The organism is Paraburkholderia unamae, from assembly GCF_003096875.1.
Lineage (GTDB): Bacteria > Pseudomonadota > Gammaproteobacteria > Burkholderiales > Burkholderiaceae > Paraburkholderia > Paraburkholderia unamae.
In genome coordinates this window covers 12901-30289 of sequence record NZ_QEOB01000031.1, presented here as the reverse complement: position 1 = coordinate 30289, position 17389 = coordinate 12901, and the positions used below count along the sequence as shown (strand labels likewise).

General features: G+C 63.2%; 16 protein-coding genes. 9 read left to right on the top strand and 7 right to left on the bottom strand.

Going from position 1 to position 17389, the window contains the following annotated elements; translation table 11 throughout:
* Nucleotides 1-16 precede the first annotated feature (16 nt).
* The 5 genes from C7402_RS39960 to C7402_RS47225 form a co-directional block, all read right to left on the bottom strand.
* Nucleotides 17-952: a hypothetical protein gene (locus tag C7402_RS39960; RefSeq protein WP_133254635.1), complete on the bottom strand. Its 936-nt coding sequence runs from the start codon at nucleotides 950-952 to the stop codon at nucleotides 17-19.
* The gene (locus C7402_RS39955) at nucleotides 906-2108 is read right to left on the bottom strand and encodes a hypothetical protein (protein WP_116614465.1); all 1203 of its coding nucleotides are present in this window, start codon (nucleotides 2106-2108) and stop codon (nucleotides 906-908) included. Before C7402_RS39955 ends, C7402_RS39960 begins: the two co-directional genes overlap by 47 nt.
* On the bottom strand, nucleotides 2105-4894 hold the full coding sequence (locus C7402_RS39950) for a type VI secretion system Vgr family protein (RefSeq protein WP_116614464.1): 2790 nt from the start codon (nucleotides 4892-4894) through the stop codon (nucleotides 2105-2107). The genes C7402_RS39955 and C7402_RS39950 overlap by 4 nt, the downstream gene beginning before the upstream one ends.
* 50 nt (nucleotides 4895-4944) lie before the next feature.
* Nucleotides 4945-5211, bottom strand: a complete 267-nt coding sequence (locus C7402_RS39945) for a PAAR domain-containing protein (RefSeq protein ID WP_116614463.1) — start codon at nucleotides 5209-5211, stop codon at nucleotides 4945-4947.
* Between the two features lie 200 nt (nucleotides 5212-5411).
* Complete coding sequence (locus tag C7402_RS47225) at nucleotides 5412-5570, bottom strand: hypothetical protein (protein WP_165842103.1); 159 nt, start codon at nucleotides 5568-5570, stop codon at nucleotides 5412-5414.
* Between the two features lie 698 nt (nucleotides 5571-6268).
* Between C7402_RS47225 and C7402_RS39935 the strand changes: the two genes are divergently transcribed.
* The 5 genes from C7402_RS39935 to C7402_RS39915 all read left to right on the top strand — a co-directional run bounded on the left by C7402_RS39935 (nucleotide 6269) and on the right by C7402_RS39915 (nucleotide 13012).
* Nucleotides 6269-7924, top strand: a complete 1656-nt coding sequence (locus tag C7402_RS39935) for a methyl-accepting chemotaxis protein (RefSeq protein WP_116614461.1) — start codon at nucleotides 6269-6271, stop codon at nucleotides 7922-7924.
* A gap of 464 nt (nucleotides 7925-8388) precedes the next feature.
* Nucleotides 8389-8634: a hypothetical protein gene (locus C7402_RS39930; protein WP_112170736.1), complete on the top strand. Its 246-nt coding sequence runs from the start codon at nucleotides 8389-8391 to the stop codon at nucleotides 8632-8634.
* A 332-nt stretch (nucleotides 8635-8966) separates the two neighbouring features.
* The gene (locus C7402_RS39925) at nucleotides 8967-9956 is read left to right on the top strand and encodes a DedA family protein/thiosulfate sulfurtransferase GlpE (protein WP_116614460.1); all 990 of its coding nucleotides are present in this window, start codon (nucleotides 8967-8969) and stop codon (nucleotides 9954-9956) included.
* Between the two features lie 46 nt (nucleotides 9957-10002).
* Entirely contained in the window at nucleotides 10003-11748 is a 1746-nt protein-coding gene (locus C7402_RS39920; RefSeq protein ID WP_116614459.1) for an FAD-dependent oxidoreductase, read from the top strand.
* Nucleotides 11741-13012: a winged helix-turn-helix domain-containing protein gene (locus C7402_RS39915; RefSeq protein ID WP_116614458.1), complete on the top strand. Its 1272-nt coding sequence runs from the start codon at nucleotides 11741-11743 to the stop codon at nucleotides 13010-13012. The genes C7402_RS39920 and C7402_RS39915 overlap by 8 nt, the downstream gene beginning before the upstream one ends.
* 28 nt (nucleotides 13013-13040) lie before the next feature.
* On the opposite strand, the gene C7402_RS39910 is transcribed toward C7402_RS39915, so the two are convergent.
* The gene (locus tag C7402_RS39910) at nucleotides 13041-13316 is read right to left on the bottom strand and encodes a hypothetical protein (RefSeq protein WP_116614457.1); all 276 of its coding nucleotides are present in this window, start codon (nucleotides 13314-13316) and stop codon (nucleotides 13041-13043) included.
* A 621-nt stretch (nucleotides 13317-13937) separates the two neighbouring features.
* Between C7402_RS39910 and C7402_RS39905 the strand changes: the two genes are divergently transcribed.
* Both C7402_RS39905 and C7402_RS39900 read left to right on the top strand, forming a co-directional pair.
* Entirely contained in the window at nucleotides 13938-14741 is an 804-nt protein-coding gene (locus C7402_RS39905; RefSeq protein WP_116614456.1) for a class I SAM-dependent methyltransferase, read from the top strand.
* Nucleotides 14742-14816: 75 nt separating this feature from the next.
* Nucleotides 14817-15128, top strand: a complete 312-nt coding sequence (locus tag C7402_RS39900; RefSeq protein ID WP_112170742.1) for a thioredoxin family protein — start codon at nucleotides 14817-14819, stop codon at nucleotides 15126-15128.
* A gap of 107 nt (nucleotides 15129-15235) precedes the next feature.
* On the opposite strand, the gene hpaR is transcribed toward C7402_RS39900, so the two are convergent.
* Nucleotides 15236-15634, bottom strand: a complete 399-nt coding sequence (gene hpaR / locus C7402_RS39895; RefSeq protein WP_112171098.1) for a homoprotocatechuate degradation operon regulator HpaR — start codon at nucleotides 15632-15634, stop codon at nucleotides 15236-15238.
* A 193-nt stretch (nucleotides 15635-15827) separates the two neighbouring features.
* On the opposite strand from hpaR, the gene C7402_RS39890 reads away from it, so the two are divergent.
* Together C7402_RS39890 and C7402_RS39885 are read left to right on the top strand one after the other, a co-directional pair.
* Nucleotides 15828-16619 carry a fumarylacetoacetate hydrolase family protein gene (locus tag C7402_RS39890; RefSeq protein ID WP_116614455.1) on the top strand — a complete coding sequence of 264 codons (792 nt, stop codon included), beginning with the start codon at nucleotides 15828-15830 and terminating at the stop codon, nucleotides 16617-16619.
* The gene (locus C7402_RS39885; protein WP_116614454.1) at nucleotides 16616-17383 is read left to right on the top strand and encodes a fumarylacetoacetate hydrolase family protein; all 768 of its coding nucleotides are present in this window, start codon (nucleotides 16616-16618) and stop codon (nucleotides 17381-17383) included. Before C7402_RS39890 ends, C7402_RS39885 begins: the two co-directional genes overlap by 4 nt.
* Nucleotides 17384-17389: the final 6 nt, after the last annotated feature.

Genomic DNA, 17389 nt, shown 5'->3' with positions numbered 1-17389 from the left:
GCGGGGCGACATGCACCTAGCCCTTGAGCGTGATCCCGTACCAGGAGAACCCGCTTAACTCCACCAGCGAGCACAGCCACATCCATTGGCCTTCGACCATCGGACACGATGAGCGGTCCTTATACACCGGCACCGTGCGCACCATGTCGAACTTCTGGCCTTTCTCCAACTGAAGGATGTCGGTCGCGCCGCACTCCTTCGTCCAGCCTTCCCACAGGCCCGTCTCGGGACACGTCATGCCGGTACGCAGGTTCATGTAGCCGTATTTTTCGCGCTTGGCGTGGTTGCGCTTGTTGAGGTCGTCAGGCAGCAGGTAGGAACGAGAAATAACCACTTTGCGCAAATCGACGGCGTTTCGAAAATTTCCGAATACTTTTTCCCCATTTGGATTGATCCACTCTCCGAGATAAGCCGCTGCCGCCTTGATGTCGTAGGGAGAGTCCTCCGGCATAGGTAAGCGCCAGCCAAAGCTGACGTAATTTTTGGGGAGACTACCCGAAGTATCGATGACGCCGTCTGGGCTAAAGAAATCAGCGTTCTCGATCCGCACGCTGTCAAGTCTCTCTCCGCGTGCTATGCGCTTCATTCCCAAGTTGTCGAACGATTCATAAGGAATGTTCGTGTGCACGTCGTTGCCCACAGATATGCTGAACGTCCCGATAACAGGATTTCCGTTAGGATAATCTATTTTGTCAAAATGAAAAACTACTGTCATTAATTTATGTGGATAATAACGATATTCCATGCAGTCGTTTTGATTTGAAATTCGATCAGGCTTACCAATTTTTTTGATTACATCATCAATGGAAAATTGACCCTTAACCCATTTAAATCCGATATCAATATCCTGAAGTAGCTCTTCCTGCTGCCCGCTCGTCATTGTTACCTGCTGCCTAGTTTCCATATTATTTCCCTCCGCCTGACTTACCAGCGGCTTGATTTGCAGCAGCATACCCGCGCATATTGTTACCAGTCTCATAAGCCGCGCTGCACTTATCAGCGGGATAGGTCTTGAGGGCGTTGTGAACGTCCATGCTCGCCCACCAATAAGCAGCGGCCATCTCCCCGCAGCAGAACGCATCATTTTCCCAAGGCCTTTCCGAGTAACCCCAATAGCATCTGCCGGGGTCCAGTACCATTTCGTCGACGTCAATTGCCGTCCCTCCAATACCAACATTTTTCAAGAGATCAATAGCTGCGGTTCGTGCACGTTGGTATTCTGCTTCGAGTGCTCCCGAGTCCGCCAGATAAGCAGGACGATAAGTACTCGTGCGCCAGTCATATAAATCCCAAAAATATGAACCGACTGCCATGCGCTTAAGACTAATGAGCGCCGCCACATCATGGGGAAGCAATTGACTAGTCGTGAGCTGAAGAATTTTGGCTAAGTGCGGAGCCATGATGACGTTACTGGCCGCCTCGGGCCACTTTGCAATATTGGGCATCGTTTCAAAATTCTCCGGATGTTGATGCACCAATGCATACATCCAGAAAAACTGCTGACAATGGCGTGACTCGTGATAGAGCGTATCGACCATTTCCTGTAGCGGGTGTACTTGTTCGCTGCGCGACTTTTGGTGAAATATTTTTGCACCGCCTCCAGACGGAAACATAGATTTCAGCGACTCCACGTTTATCTTCATGGTCCAGTAGGTCATGTTAAACGCGCCTTTTTCTCCCTCCAGTGTGGGAACATACGATTCAATTGGCGGCACAGCGGTTTCAGGGATTCCGAACCCCCCCGCGGTGTTGGTTAGGGCGGCCGCCAGGACCGGGCGCACCAACTCAAAAAACTGGCTCGTTTGGTCCGCATCAATCGGCCATGTCAGTTTAAGTACCGGCGTTGAGCCCGCAGGTCCGTAAAAGGTGTCTCCCCACTGTATTTGCTCCAGCATGACCGCCCGCATTGCCTTGACGTAATCCCGCGCAACCGGGTAGATAAGTTGGCCGTTCTGGTCCGGATGTTCATCCGACCAGCGCATGCCCCACCTGTCAGGTGTGCACAAGGCGTAAGTCGGTTCAATTCCGGCTGACGTCCGCCCTGGCTTCACCTTCTGCAACAGGTACGGCCCGACCTTGTGAACTTCGGTATCGTTTGTATTGGTCACGCGTTTTCTGTCCCTGATGATTTGTTGGCGGTTTCCGCGTCCTTCGTCAGCATCGGGCGGAATATAGACATTACTGACCCATCGTTTCGCAGAAGCTTAATTTCCGCTATCTGCATGACCTGGCTCATCACCAGTGATGTTTCTCCGCGCTCGCTGGATACGCCTTCGATGAGTTGTCCGTCGTCCAGTCTGATTCGATAGCGCTGGCTTGACATCGCCAAGCCTGAGCCGCTATCCGGCAACACGTAGTGATCCACAACCTTCGCATCGGCAATGTCTGTGATCGGCGTTTTTACAGGCACGTCCTCCGGGTCGCTTGTCGCATGCGATGCCGCATGGACGAGGAATACACCGTTCGTTTTGCCGATTACGCCTTCCGGGCCAATCACAAATTGCGTACCGCTACCATTGAGCACAATGCGCCTGCCCGTCAGGCGTATTTCGTCCTGCTCACTCAACAGGTTGAGCACCTTCCTGGCAATGAGGTCAACGTTGTCGGCTTGCGACTGGATACGCACTGGACCCGGCGTAACGAAGGTCATTGCCTTTTTTGCGTAAAACGCAATCTTGCTCCGCACTGACGCGAAAAACGATTGCCCGGTGGCGACGGAAAGATGCTTACCTGCCGTGAACGCCGTGTGATGGCCGCTGGCGATATGGGAGCTAGCGGACGCCGCCATATGAACGTTAGCGGCGCTCGAAATGGCGATATCCGGGTTTTCAAACTCGGGGAAGTCAGAAAGTCCGGCTTTCCCGTTGCCCCGCAGTGCCGCGTTCGCGTCGCGTATCGAATCAACCACGTCGCCTTGATCGCCTGTTGCGTCCTGTGCGAAGTGTCGTTGCGCTTCGCGTGCCATGCTCTCGTGAATGTCACGCGCAGCGGTCAACCGCGAGACGGCCTCGCCGTTCTCCTTGACCTTGCCTTGCGCATTGGGACGGCCATCGGTCGTGAGAAACACCCCTTGCGCTGCCCGCACCGTCGCCTGTCCGTCCGTGCGTATCTCAGCCCCGATACCACGCTCATCCTGCCGCCCCTTGTTGCCGTCGATGCGCGTGATATAGCCGAGACTCAGGCTCGACTTTGCATGATCGCTCGCCAACTGCGCCTGCTGCTTGCCGTGTGTATCGTCCAGCGCAACATGGTTTGAGCCCTGGCCATCCTGTTCCTTGCTGCGCAGTGCAGAAACCCACTGGTTATGCGGAAGCGCCCATGCTGGCGTGTTGTAGCGGTTCGTGACGCTCCCCGATACAAAGGGCATATCCGGGTCCCCGTTGATGTGCTCCACAAGGACCTCGGAGCCGACGCGCGGCACGAAAGCCGCGCCCATCTGGGTGTACTGCCACGGCTGGGCGACACGCAACCAGACCGACGAGTTTTCATCATGAGTGCCATTGCGGTCGGCGACGAACTGGACCTTTACACGGCCCTGTGCATCGGTCCAGATTTCGCGCTCGTCGTAGCCTGTGACGATGGCAATTTCAGTGTGAGCCACAGGCCACTGCGTGACGATCGGCAAGCGATAGTGGCAGTTGTACGATGGCTGGACTTCGAACTGGCAGTCACACTTGAATACCTGCTCCGTGCCGCTGGTCTGGTCATTGCACTCGATGGTGAGTGTCGTGGCGATGACAAGCCATTCCTGATTCGCCGTTTTAATCGGGTGATCCTCAACCTCGAACGTGAAACCAGTGCGCAAGCCTCGCAGATGCCCGGAACCCTTCGCCCTGAGTCCCAGGCAATTTAGCGACTGCATGCGCACCAGTGCCACCTGTTGCGCCTGCCTGTCCAGGTCCAGCGGCTGGCCGCTCAATCCCATGCTCCCCTGGAGCGGCTGGCTGATCTTCGCCTGCTCGTAGAATTCCTGATCCGCCTGCGCCGTCCAGCGGGGACGTACGTCTGAGCCCCGTAACGGCATGACCCAGGGTCCGTTGCGAGGTGTCATGTAGTCGTGATCCACCGCTGTCGCTTTCCCCTCCGTCTGACGGCTGATCACTTCCAGGCGCTCGATGTGCTCCTCTTCGATACGGTTCTCGCCTGGCGCGTAGCGCAGTGTTTCGTATGCTTCACCGTGGGCATGAAACGCGCCCATCGTGTCCGCGATCACGAGCCTGTGAAACCCGCCGCTGTGTTCGAACCAGTAGAACAGTCCAGCACGCTCACACCAGCGTCTAAAACACGTATAGTCGGATTCCCAATACTGCCGTTGCAGGTCGAGCCTCGGGTAGTGACTACTGAAACTCGGGCCGCCTATGCGCCAGTCAATCGACGTCGGGTACGGGGCAAGCAGTTCTTCAATCGCCTCGATTACCGTCCTGTCCTGAAAATTGCGATAGTTCTGGCCGAGCGCCGCCTGCATCAGCGCCGGTTCGATATCGAACTCGTACACCATCGACCGGTTGTCGCGCCGGATGAAGCGGGCAGCGCCGATGCGCCCGGAAATCTCGCGCACGTGAAAGCCGATGTTGCCCCGGCCCGTGTCGCCCGGCATGCCGGGAATGAACGTGCCACGGCCTGGCACATCAATCGATATCGTGACTTCCGTTCCCACCACCTTGTCCAGATCGAGCGTGATGATGTCGGGAACGGACGGCACCCTGACATCGGTCCTCATACGCACGGTGTAGCGGTAGCATTCGCCAAGGGCTTCCCTGCCATGCAGATGGATGGGAACGAGAACGCACTGCGTCACGTCCTCAGATGTGGCAGACGGATGGACGCGGTAATACCAGTCTGGTCGGGGGCCTGGCGGCGTAAAGCGGGGCAGCGCAGGCCCGTCTATCGACATGGGTCTTTCCGGTGCCTCGTATTTCTGCGGGTGATTGTGCTTGTGATTCCTCACGCGCCCTCCCCGGCAGACATCAGCGTGGCCCCACACGCAGTCTTGTTCCCGAGAAACGCGACGCGCGCGCCATTGTGTGTTCGCGTGCCCTCCGCCTTGATGGGAAACCTGCCGCCGCACTTCGGGCAGTCAACCATGTGTCCGTCGAGCGCCACGCGAATGCCCTTATGCCGAAGATTCGGCGCAGCCTCGATGACGATGCCACCGTGGTCTGTTGTATCGCCCAGGCGGGCGACTTCGTGTCCGGTTGCTGCATCCTTCATCTGCTGTTGCCTCCGTACAATCCAGACATGCAATTTCCTTTGTCAAATTAGCAGTCCTGATACTGCACTTCCTGAATCTGCGCGATACTGGACAGTTCCTAAATGAAGATGCAGGCTGGGTAGAGTTCTGGCCGCGTGATCTGCGACAAGCGGCGTCGGTAACGTGAGTGGTGCCTGTACGAGCGAAACCGGATCAGCAGTCACTTGTTGCTCATCGTCTGTGCTGACGCTGCCGCTCGATCAGAAGCAGGATCGGGATCACATGGCAACGCGTGATCGACGGTCACGCGCTCGACCTGCGCCAGAAGGTGGGCGATGTAACGAGCTTGAGCGCGGCCGAAGCGGTAGCGGAAGTGCACGCTGCCTCCTTTCGTCTCGGCGTGGAGCTTTCCCGACGGACCGATGCTTCCTGCAAGGCGCGGTCGTTGTCGGCGGCGGTGAGCTTCAGGAGCGCGCCTTCGCTGATGGTTTGAGAACGGTTTTCCCCACAAAACTGCGGTGTCCAAATCGTATAGACAACCGAGGCCGGTATGCCAACAACCAAGTTTTTGAATCCACAAAGAATGGATGTTTGTAGGTCTAGTACGCCGCGCCACGACATTGTCCACAGATTTTGTTGGCAGCCCTGTGCGTAACCCTTGGAAGACCGCACCAAGTCCTTGATGCGATTCGGTTAACGCACACCGTCCCCGATCGCGGCAAAACGATCAGAAAACGACCAAATAGCAGCCCCATCGCACCGACCTTTTCCACAGTTTTTGTTGGCAGCCCTGTGCACAACTTCTGGACAGCGAACCTAAGTCCCTGATCGCAAACGTCAATCAACCGCGCGACAGAGAAGTTGCACGTTTCGAAGGCAGCAAAGTTTTCCACAGCTGAAGTGGAAAACTCTGTGCATACGCCCCCCAACATCCCGCCCAATCCATTGATAGCACAACGGATTTTCACGCTGCCCGCACTTCGCCCCCACCTGCCCAATTCCCTAAAGTCCGTAAGGAAATTGCCGTTAACGGTCACTATGTTGTTGGGTCTCAGGCGGCCCCATCGAAGGAATCTCATGCGCAACAATCAGCCCGTCACGCAGCAGGAATTCGACTATCCCGCTTCGCAGATGCTCGTCTCGGCCACCGACCTCAAGGGCCGCATTCAGTACTGCAATCCCGCGTTCATCGCGGTGTCCGGCTTTGCGAAAGAAGAACTGATCGGCAAGGCGCACAACATCATTCGCCATCCCGACATGCCGGCCGAGGCGTTCGCCGATCTGTGGGACACCGTTCGCGAAGGGCGCCCCTGGACCGCGCTCGTCAAGAACCGCCGCAAGACCGGCGACCACTACTGGGTACGCGCGAACGTCACGCCCGTGTCCGAGCAGGGCACCGTGGTCGGCTATCTGAGCGTGCGCGTGAAACCCACACGCGAGGAGATCCGCAATGCCGAAGCGCTGTACGCGCAAATGCGCGAAGGCCGTCTGCACGGCGTGCGTCTGCGTCACGGCGCGGTGGTCCGCACAGGCGTGATCGGCGCGCTTCAGTCGCTGTTGCGCGTGCCCATCGCCACGCGCATCGCCTTCGGCTACGGCGCGGTGCCCGCCGTCTTTGCCGCAACCGGCTTCGCGGCCTGGCAAGGTCTGCCGCCGCTGCCGTTCTGGGCTGCGTTCGGCGCGGCCTGCGTCTGCGCGGTCGGGGCCTGGCGTCTCACCACGCGGCACCTGGGCGAACCGCTCGCGCAAATGACCACGGCCTCGACGCGCATGGCCGCCGGCGACCTCACAGCCACGCTCGCGATCGCCACCAACGACGATCTCGGCGACGTGCTCCAGGCGCTCAACCAGCTTCAGGCCAATCTCACGGCGATCGTGTTCGACGTGCGCTCGCAGATCGACGGCATGCTCGACGCGGCGCACGAAATCTCCAGCGGCAATCTCGATCTCTCGCGCCGCACCGAGATGCAGGCGGCGTCGCTCGAGGAAACCGCCGCCACGATGGATCAGCTCACGACCACCGTGCAAGCCAACGCCGACGCCAGCGCCCGCGCGCTCGACCTCGCGCGCGACGCCCAGTCAGCCGCCGCCGAAGGCGGCTCGATCGCGGCGCAGATGGAGCGCACGATGACCGGCATCACCGACGCGTCGCGGCGCATCAGCGACATCACGGGCGTGATCGACGGCATCGCGTTCCAGACCAACATCCTTGCGCTGAACGCCGCCGTCGAGGCCGCGCGTGCCGGCGAGGCGGGCCGTTCGTTCGCCGTGGTGGCGGGCGAGGTGCGCATGCTCGCGCAGCGCTGCGCGGCTTCGGCCAAGGAGATCAAGCAGGTCGTGGACGCCAGCGTGCACGAGATCGCCGAGGGCACGCGGCTCGTGGGCAACACCACGGCGCAGATGCGCTCCATCGACGAAGCGGTGAGCCGCGTCTCGTCGATCATCACCGAGGTCGCCAATGCGAGCGGCGAGCAGGCCGAAGGCATCCGCCAGGTCAACCAGGCCGTCGCGCATCTGGACAGCGCCACGCAGCAGAACGCCGCGCTCGTCGAGCAGGCGGCCGCCACGGCGCTGCGTCTGGCCGAGCAGGCCGACGTGCTCGACGAAGCCGTGCGCCTGTTCACCGTGGCGGGCGCCCAGGCGAGCGCGCGCGCCAAGCCCGCCCGCAACCCGGCGCGGCACGCCGCCGTGTCGAAGGCGCGGGCCGAAACGGCTGAGGAAATCGCCGCCTGAGTAGCTTGAGTGGCCTGGGTGCCGCGTTGGCGCTGCGCCGGCGTGGCATTGGTCTGAGAGATCGGCGTTAGTCCCATCTCGACAGCGCCGCCCCCGGGCTGCACCATGGAAACCGTCAGCAACCCGCACCTCGGCTTGCTGATCCGAGTAACAACGGCGTTTTAACGGCTCACCCGGCCTGCCCGGGCGGGCCGTTTTTTCTTGGGGCGCGCGCCTTGCTCCCCGACCTTCGCGTGACGCCGCTTTGCGTCACAACCATGACAGTGGTGCAACGCGCAACGCATTTCGCATGGGTCGTTGCAGGGCGCGCAAAAATGGGCCGTCACGGCGGCGAGTCGCGTTACACTGGCCCAGGGTTGCGGCACGGCGATCCTGCTGTGTGCGTCTGCGCTCACTTGCAAAGACACGCCGCGCGGGCGACCCCGTACAATGGCTCGACCACCCAACGCACGAGGACAACATCAATGCGCACGACCGGGTCTTCCGGAAACATGACCCTGCTCACCGAGCATGACGACGCGACCGGACGCGAACTGCGTTCACTGCGCCTCGAATCGGCGGCCGACGGCAAAAGCCTCATGCTGATCGAAGTCGACGAGCGCAAACCGGGCATTCATCGCGAAGTGCGTTACGAGATCACGCCGGCCGAGCTGATAGCGGCGATTCGCGCTCAAGGCGCGGAACTGCCGGGGGAATCGCACACGCGCTGAGCGCAGACTGGCGGCGAAGCGAGGCACGCGCGGTTGGGTAGCCCGCGGTTTCCGCGGCTACATAACCGTCTTGCATCGCATTGATGCCGCTTTCTGCCGCCTCGTTCCATTCCGGCGCTTTTTTCACGGACTTGCCGCTTGCGGCAAGTCCGTTCTCGCGTGCTCAAGCGCAATCGGTCGTGATGTGTCCACCCCGGCGGGCGTGTATCGCGCGCGTCGTTTTCATACGCACGTACGGGCGCGCTTGCACGCCTTCGAAATGCGTCCATAATCTTTACGTTACCCTCCTATCTTTCCCGTTCTCCGCTTAAAAGCGCAACGGAAGTAAGCCGATGCTACATGACCTCATCGCGCAATACGGGCCTGCGCTGGTGTTCATCAATGTGCTTGCCGGATCGCTAGGGCTGCCCGTGCCCGCGATGCCCGCGCTCGTGTTGTTCGGCGCGATGGCGGCCATGCATCCCGGTTCGATCGGCCAGCAGGTCGCGCCGGTGCTCGTGCTCGCCATCTTCGCCATGCTGATCGGCGACAGCGTGTGGTTCCTGGCCGGACGTCTCTACGGCGGCAACACGCTCAAGACACTCTGCAAGCTCTCGCTCTCGCGCGACACCTGCGTGAAAAAGACCGAGCGCTTTTTCGGTCGCTGGGGCGTGCGCGTGCTCGCCGTCGCCAAGTTCGTGCCGGGGCTTTCGCTCGTCTCCGTGCCGATGGCCGGCGCGATGGGCGTGCCCTACCGCCAGTTCGTGGGCTTCGACGGCATCGGCGCGGCGCTGTGGTCCGGCACGGGCCTCCTCATCGGCGTGCTGTTCGCCCCGCAAATCGACATGCTGATGGGCGGCGCGAGCCGGCTTGGCCGCTTCGCCCTCGTTGTGGTGGCCGTGCTGCTGGTGCTCTACGCGACCTACCGCTGGCAGCGCCGCCGCCAGCTCATCAAGAAGCTCGCGAACGCGCGCATCACGGTAGACGACCTCTACCGCGCGATGGGCGCCAAGCCGCCGCCCGTGGTGTTCGATATCCGTTCCGAAGAAAAGCGCAAGCTCGATCCGTACATCATTCCGGGCGCGTTATTCGCCGACGAGCGCAAGCTCGAAGACATCGTCGGCAAGTATCCAAACGACCAGAAGCTCGTGATCTACTGCTCGTGCCCCAATGAAATTTCCGCGGCCTGGATGGCGAAAAAGCTCGTCGAGGCTGGCTTTACCGATGTGGTGCCGCTACTCGGCGGTCTCGACGCGTGGCGCGACGCCGGCCGCACGCTCGAATCGCTCCAGCTGATGGCGCACAGCGAAGTCCCGGTCAACATCACGCCTAAAGCTGTCTGATCCGGGCGGCCCGCTCCCGAGCCGCCCGCACGAGGAGAACCGCCAGATGGGCACGATCACCGAAGCCGAAGTTCCGGATTCCGCGGAACTTCCTTCCGCGAGCCGCCACTCCGACACGCAGCCGCAACCCGCCGAAGCGCCGTTCTCGACGCTTTCCTCGCGGCGTCACCAGATGTTCCCCGAGCTCACCGACGACGAGATCGCGCGCCTCGCGCGCTTCGGCGAGCAACGCCACTATGCGGCGGGCGAACTGCTCTTTCGCACCGGCGAAACCGGCCCCGGCATGTTCGTGCTGCTCTCCGGTTCGGTCAAGGTGTTCCAGCGCGACGGGCTGGGCCGCGAGCGGCTCATCGTCGAACATGGGCGCGGCCATTTTCTGGCCGAGGTGGGTCAGCTTTCGGGCGGCCCCGCGCTCGTGGACGGCCTGGCGCTCGAAAGCGTCGACGCCATCCTGATTCCCCCCGAGCAACTGCGCGCGGCCATCGTCGCCGAAGCCGAACTCGGCGAGCGCATCGTGCGGGCGCTGATCCTGCGCCGCGTCTCGCTGATCGAAAAAGGCGCGGGCGGCCCGATTCTCGTCGGCAAGCACGACGATCCCGCACTCGTTTCGCTGCAAGGCTTCCTCTCGCGCAACGGCCATCCGTATTCGGTGCTCGACGAGCGCGACGAAAGCATGCTCCTGCTGATCGAGCGCTTCGCCGCGCGCTGCGAAGACCTGCCGCTCGTGATCTGCCCCGACGGCTCGGTGCTGCGTCATCCCAGTGCGCCCGAACTGGCCACCTGCCTCGGCATCCTGCCCGAGCTGGACGGCCAGCGCGTCTACGACGTCGCCGTGGTGGGCGCGGGTCCCGCGGGCCTCGCAACAGCGGTGTACGCAGCGTCCGAAGGCCTTTCGGTGATCGTGCTCGATTCGCGCGCGCCGGGCGGCCAGGCGGGCGCAAGCTCGCGCATCGAGAACTACCTGGGCTTTCCCACCGGCATCTCGGGCCAGGCGCTCGCGGGCCGCGCGTTCGTGCAGGCACAGAAGTTCGGAGCGCACGTTGCGATTCCCGTATCGGTGCGCAAGCTGTACTGCGATGAGGAACCGCGCCGGCTCGAAACCTGTAGCGGCGACGTGCGCGCGCATACGGTCGTGATCGCGAGTGGCGCGGTGTACCGCAAGCCCACCATCGAAGGGATCGATCGCTATACGGGGCGCGGCATCTACTACTGGGCCTCGCCGGTCGAGGCGAAGCTCTGCAAGCACGAGAACGTGGTGCTCGTGGGCGGCGGCAATTCGGCGGGCCAGGCCATCGTCTATCTCTCCACGCACGTGCGTCAGATCGACGTGCTGATCCGCAAGGCGGGCTTCGAATCGACGATGTCGCGCTACCTGATCGACCGGATTGCCTCGCTTGCGAACGTGAGAGTGCACGGGCACAGCGAGATCGGCGGCCTGGGCGAGGATGCGAGCGGGCTGGCTTCGGTGCGTCTGAAGATGCCATGCCCGGAGGGTATTGACCATTTCGATTCGCGGCACCTGTTCCTCTTCACGGGCGCCGACCCGAACACGGGCTGGCTGCGCGAATGCGGCGTGAAGCTCGACCCGCACGGCTTCGTGCTGACCGGCGACAACGAGTCGTGCAGCCTCGCGACTTCGGTGGAAGGCGTCTATGCGATCGGGGACGCGCGTGCGGGTTCGACCAAGCGCGTGGCCGCGGCGGTGGGCGAAGGCGCGGCCGTGGTCGCGCAGATCCACCAGCGGCTCGCGACGACGCGGCCGGTGACGGTGGTTGCGGGCGTCCATGCGTGAGTGCAGCGCGGATAGTGCAGATGCAGCGTCCGGGACTGCCGACACCCGTTCCTCGCTAACCCTGCCGCTCACGGCGGCGCGCACGCTGCATCTCGCCGCGCAGGGTCTGCTCGCGCCGCCGCGCCGCAAAGCCACGAAAGACGACGTGCTCGACGCGATCCGCCGCATGGCGCAATTGCAGATCGACACGATCCACGTGGTCGCGCGCAGTCCTTATTTCGTGCTGTTCAGCCGCATCGGCGCGTTCGAACCGGCCTGGCTCGACGCGCATCTCGCCGAAGGCCGCCTTTTCGAATACTGGTCGCACGAGGCGTGCTTCGTGCCGATCGAGGACTATGGGCTGCTGCGCCATCGCATGCTCGACCCTTCGGGCATGGGCTGGAAATACGCGGCCGACTGGCACACTCAATACCGCGACGAGATCGACGCGCTGCTCCAACGCATTCGCACCGAGGGCGCCGTGCGCTCCGCCGACTTCGCGCGCGCCGAAGGCGACAAGGGCAATGGCTGGTGGGACTGGAAGCCCGAGAAGCGGCACCTGGAAGTGCTGTTCGCAACCGGCGCGCTGATGGTGGCGGAGCGCCGCAACTTCCAGCGCGTGTACGACGTGGCCGAGCGCGTGCTGCCGACCTGGAGCGACGCGCGCGACCTGCCCCCGCGCGCGCAGGCGGAACGCACGCTGCTTTTGCGCACGTGCCAGGCGCTGGGCGTGATCCGTGCGGACTGGGCCGCCGACTACTACCGCCTGCCGCGCCGCCCTTACGTGGATGCGCTGCACGCGCTCGCCGACGCGGGCGAGTTGCTGCCGGTGCGTGTGGAAGGCTGGAAGCAAGACGCGTTCGTGCACCGCGACTTCGCCGCGCTGATCGGCGATGCGGCGAACGGCACGCTCGCCTCCACGGCGACCACGCTGCTCTCGCCGTTCGACCCGGTAGTGTGGGACCGCAAGCGCGCGGTGGCGCTGTTCGATTTTGACTACGCGATCGAATGCTATCTGCCGGCTTCGAAACGCAAGTACGGTTATTTCGTACTGCCGATCTTGAACCGCGGACGATTGATCGGACGCATCGACGCAAAGGCGCACAGGGCGCAGCAGGTGTTCGAGGTGAAGTCGCTGCATCTGGAGCCCGGCGTGCGCGTGAGCGGCCGTCTGGTGGCCGATCTACGCCGGGCGCTACAGCGTTGCGCACTGTGGCACGGCACGCCGGAGTTGAGTATCGGCGCCGCGCCGGACGGCCTGGCGGCCGCCCTGCTGGCTGAGTGAAATGGCGGTGGCGCTCTCAGTGCTCGACTCAGTGCTCGAGTTTGGAGCGCAACTCGCGCGCCGCTTCGAGCAACCCTTCGTAGCCTGAACGCGCGTGCTGCGGCAGGTCGGGGTCGCCCACCAGCGCGCCCAACGTTTCCACCAGGCTGAAGACGAGGCCCTTGGCCGCGCCCGCTGCGATCTTGCCGGATTTCACGCCTTCGTCGACGTGGGTGAACGCAGCGTTCAGATGTTCCAGATCCGGTTGCGGCGCGCCTGCGCCAGGCTTTTGAGCGTCCTGCTTTTGCGTGTCGTCGCTCGTCATGATGAACCCTATCTCCCTTGCTGAGCAGTAGTCGAAAAAATCTTGCACTCGGTTTAAGTTATATACCCATCGCGTGCGTGCGTCCATTGAGGGCCGGACAGTTGCCGGCGCGCCCCGCCGCGAAAAGCCACACGAAGCGCACTCCCGAATCTTCTCACCTTTGCCGCCCGCATGCCGTCGCCACGGGCGCGGCGGCTTGTCGCTTCGTCAGGCCTGGCAATAAAAAACGCCTTGAAATCAGGGCTAAAGTTGATTTATCACCATTTCGCCAATGGCTGCATTTGCTGCTCCACGCCTTCACCGCGCGTGCGCCCAGCTCCCTCCTGAAAACGCTCACCTTTGTGCTTCGACACCCTGGTTCGTCGCGCATCGAGTGCGTCTGCCGATAAAATTCGGCTCACCTGTTCAGCCGCCACTTTAGCGTTTTACCCTTGTTTTCAAGGCATTTTCTCGCGTGAGGGTCTCGCACCCGCTCAAGCGCCGGTCGCTCAAAGGTGCGCAGCCGCACGCCGTCGCACTCACTCCCGAAAACGCTCACCTTTGCGTCGAACCGTGCCTTGACGCCGCTCTCGCGCCTCTCCAGACTGTGCGGGTCGTCACGTCCAGGGGTTCTCCAGCGCCATGAATCACGTCACGCCGTTCATTCCCGATCGCTTTCACCACGCCGCGCAGCATTACCTGAGCGGCCGCCCCGCCTACTCACCCGCCTTGATCCGCCGCGTCGCGCAACACGTCGGGCTCGACGGCTCGCAGCGCCTGCTCGACCTGGGCTGCGGTCCCGGCCAGCTTTCGCTCGCATTCGCCAGTTGGGTGGCGCACGCCGTTGCCGTCGATCCCGAGCCCGCCATGCTCGACATCGCCGCGCAACTCGGCGCGGGCATCGCGCCGAACATCGAATACCGCCAGGGCAGTTCGTACGATCTGGGCCCCGCCTTCGGCGCGTTCCATCTCGCCGTGATCGGCCGGGCGTTTCACTGGATGGATCGCAGCGACACGCTCGCGCGCCTCGCCACGCTGCTCACGCCGCGCGGCGCCGTGGCGCTCTTCAACACCTCGCATCTCGACGACCCGCTGCGCCCGTGGGCGCGCGAGTATCGCGAGCTGCTCGACAGTTACGCCGATACCGACCCGGCGCGCGCCCAGCGCAAGTCGGCGGAGTGGGAAAGCCATCTCGACGTGCTTGCGCGCTCCGCGTTCGCCGCGCTGGAGCGCGTTAGCGTGATCGAATACCGGCGCGTCAGCGCCGCGCAATTGAAGGCGCGTCCGCTTTCGATGTCGAGCCTCTCGCGCGAGCGTCTGGGCGAGCGCCTCGACGCCCTGCTGGCCGACATCGACGCGCTCGTGGCCGCCCATGCGGAGGCGGACGGCTGTCTGATCGAGCGCATCGAATCCACAGCGACGATCGCCGCGCGCGCGGATGCCTGAGCCCGCGCCTGAAGGGCGTCGCGCGATGCGGTATCGTATGGGCACGCCACTACGAGCCAGACGAGGAAGCACACGATGAGCTATGCCACGAACGCGCCCGCGCGCAAGGAAATCGACTCTCTCGGCGGGCCCGCCGTCATCGAGTTCGGCACCGACTGGTGCGGCTACTGCCAGGGCGCACAGCCCGTGATCGGCGCGGCCTTCGAGCGCAACCCGCAGGTGCGCCGCCTGAAAGTGGAAGATGGACCGGGCCGCGCGCTGGGCCGCTCGTTTCGCGTGAAGCTCTGGCCCACGCTCATCTTCCTGCGCAACGGCGTGGAAGTCGCGCGCGTGGTGCGTCCGCAGAACGCCGCCGAGCTCGACGAGGCTTTCGCCACGCTCGCGTAGTCGCTCGCGTCGCTCCAAGGCACTCGCGTCGCTCGCCCCCTCACACGCGGTCCCCGCCCTCGCGCGGACCGCCCCCGTAAATCCTCACCTCAACGCGCGCGCGGCGTTCAGTCCTCCAGGCCCGCGAGCAGATCGTCGACCGCGCGGTACACGCGCTCGACCACCTCAGGCCCCACCTGCTCTTCCAGCGCCTTGTAGCGCGCCTCCAGATCCTTCGAAATCGCCTTCACGAGCTGATGGCTCTTTTTCGTAAGCGAGACGAGCACGCGCCGCTGGTCGTCGGCGAAGCGCTCCTTCGTCACGAGACCTAGCGCCTCCATGCGGGCGAGCACGCCCGCCATGCTCGGGCTGGAAATCGTGCACAGATCGGAAATTTGCCGCGGCTCGAGCGGGCCGCTTTCGTTGAGCGCGCGTATCACGCGCCACTGCTGCTCGGTGAGCCCGTGCGAGGTGATGAGCGGGCGAAAGCGCTCCATCATTTTTTCGCGCGCGCGCAGGAGCAACATGGGCAGGTTGCGGTGCGCAACGCGGGTGGACGAACGCGAGTTTTCAGACATGGTGGTTTCGGCCAGGCGAAGAATCGGGACACTGGGGAGATCCCAGGGGAAACCCGCAAATATCTCATCGATGATTGACGACGGATGATAGCAAGCGCACTATTGCTAACATGTTAGTGTTTCCGGGAAGCCGACACAAGCCATGTTTTCAGTTGCCGATCATCTGCTGCACGTCGAAGGCGAAGCCCTGCCGCGCGACGTGGACGCAGCCACCGTCCACGCGCTGCTCGCCACGGGCGCGCACGGCCGCCCGCCCGTGAGCGGCGCCGTCTACGGCACGCTGCTCAACGACCGTCACGCGCTCGAAGCGCTGGGCGACGCCGCGAACGCGCCCCCTTACAAGGCGCCGCCGCGCGCCCCCATTCTCTACCTGAAGCCGCGCAACACGCACGCCGGCCACCGTGCGCGCGTGGCCGTGCCCGGTGGCGAGGATGCGCAGGGTGCGCAGTTGGGTGTGCAAGTGGGCGCGTCGCTCGGCGTCGTGATCGGCCGCACCGCCGCGCGGGTCGCCGTGCATGAAGCGTTCGATTACATCGCGGGCTATACGCTCGTGGCCGACCTTTGCGTGCCGCACGCCAGCGTCTATCGCCCCTCGGTGCGCTTTCGCGCCCGTGACAACTTCTGCGTGATCGGCCCGGCCGTGGTCGCGCGCCGCCATGTCGCCGACCCCGACCGACTCGACATCCGCGTGAACGTGACCGGCCAGCCCGCCTTCAGCGCCACGACGGCCACGAACCTGCGCGGCGTCGCGCAATTGCTGGCCGACGTCACCGACTTCATGACGCTCGCCCCCGGCGACGTCCTCACGCTCGGCGTGCCGCACGGCGCGCCCGTGGCGCAGGCCGGCGCGCGCGCAACGCTCGCCATTGGCGACTGGGCGCCGCTCGAAATCGAATTCGTTGCTGCGAACGCGGCGCTGGGAGCACAAGCATGATGCGCGGTCGCGTTGCCTACGCAGGCGCAATCCACGAAGCCACACCCGACTACACGCACGAGCAAAGCCGCGTGCGCCTTGCCGACGGCCGCGTGCGCGACGAGCACGAGGTCGTGTGGCTCGCGCCGTTCGAGCCCGGCACGATCTTCGCGCTCGGGCTCAACTACGCCGAGCACGCCAAGGAATTGCAGTTCTCGAAGCAGGAAGAACCGCTCGTGTTCCTCAAGGGGCCGGGCAGCGTGATCGGCCATCGCGGCACGACGCGCCGTCCCGCCGACGTCACGTTCATGCACTACGAGTGCGAGCTTGCCGTCGTGATCGGCCGCACGGCGCAGAATGTGAAGCGCGAGGACGCCATGCAGTACGTGGCGGGCTATACGATCGCGAACGACTACGCGATTCGCGACTACCTGGAAAACTACTATCGCCCGAACCTGCGCGTGAAGAATCGCGACGGCGGCACCGTGCTCGGTCCGTGGTTCGTCGACGCCGCCGATGTCGCCGACGTCAACGCACTCGGCCTGCGCACCTATGTGAACGGCGAACTCAAGCAGGACGGCAATACGCGCGATTTCGTCACGGGCATCGCCGAACTCATCGAGTATTTGAGCGGCTTCATGACGCTCGCCCCCGGCGACGTCATTCTGACCGGCACGCCCGAAGGCGTCGTCAACGTGAATGCGGGCGACGAAGTGGTGTGCGAAATCGACGGGCTCGGCCGCCTCGTCAACACCATCGCGAGCGACGCCGACTACGGGCGTTGATGCGGC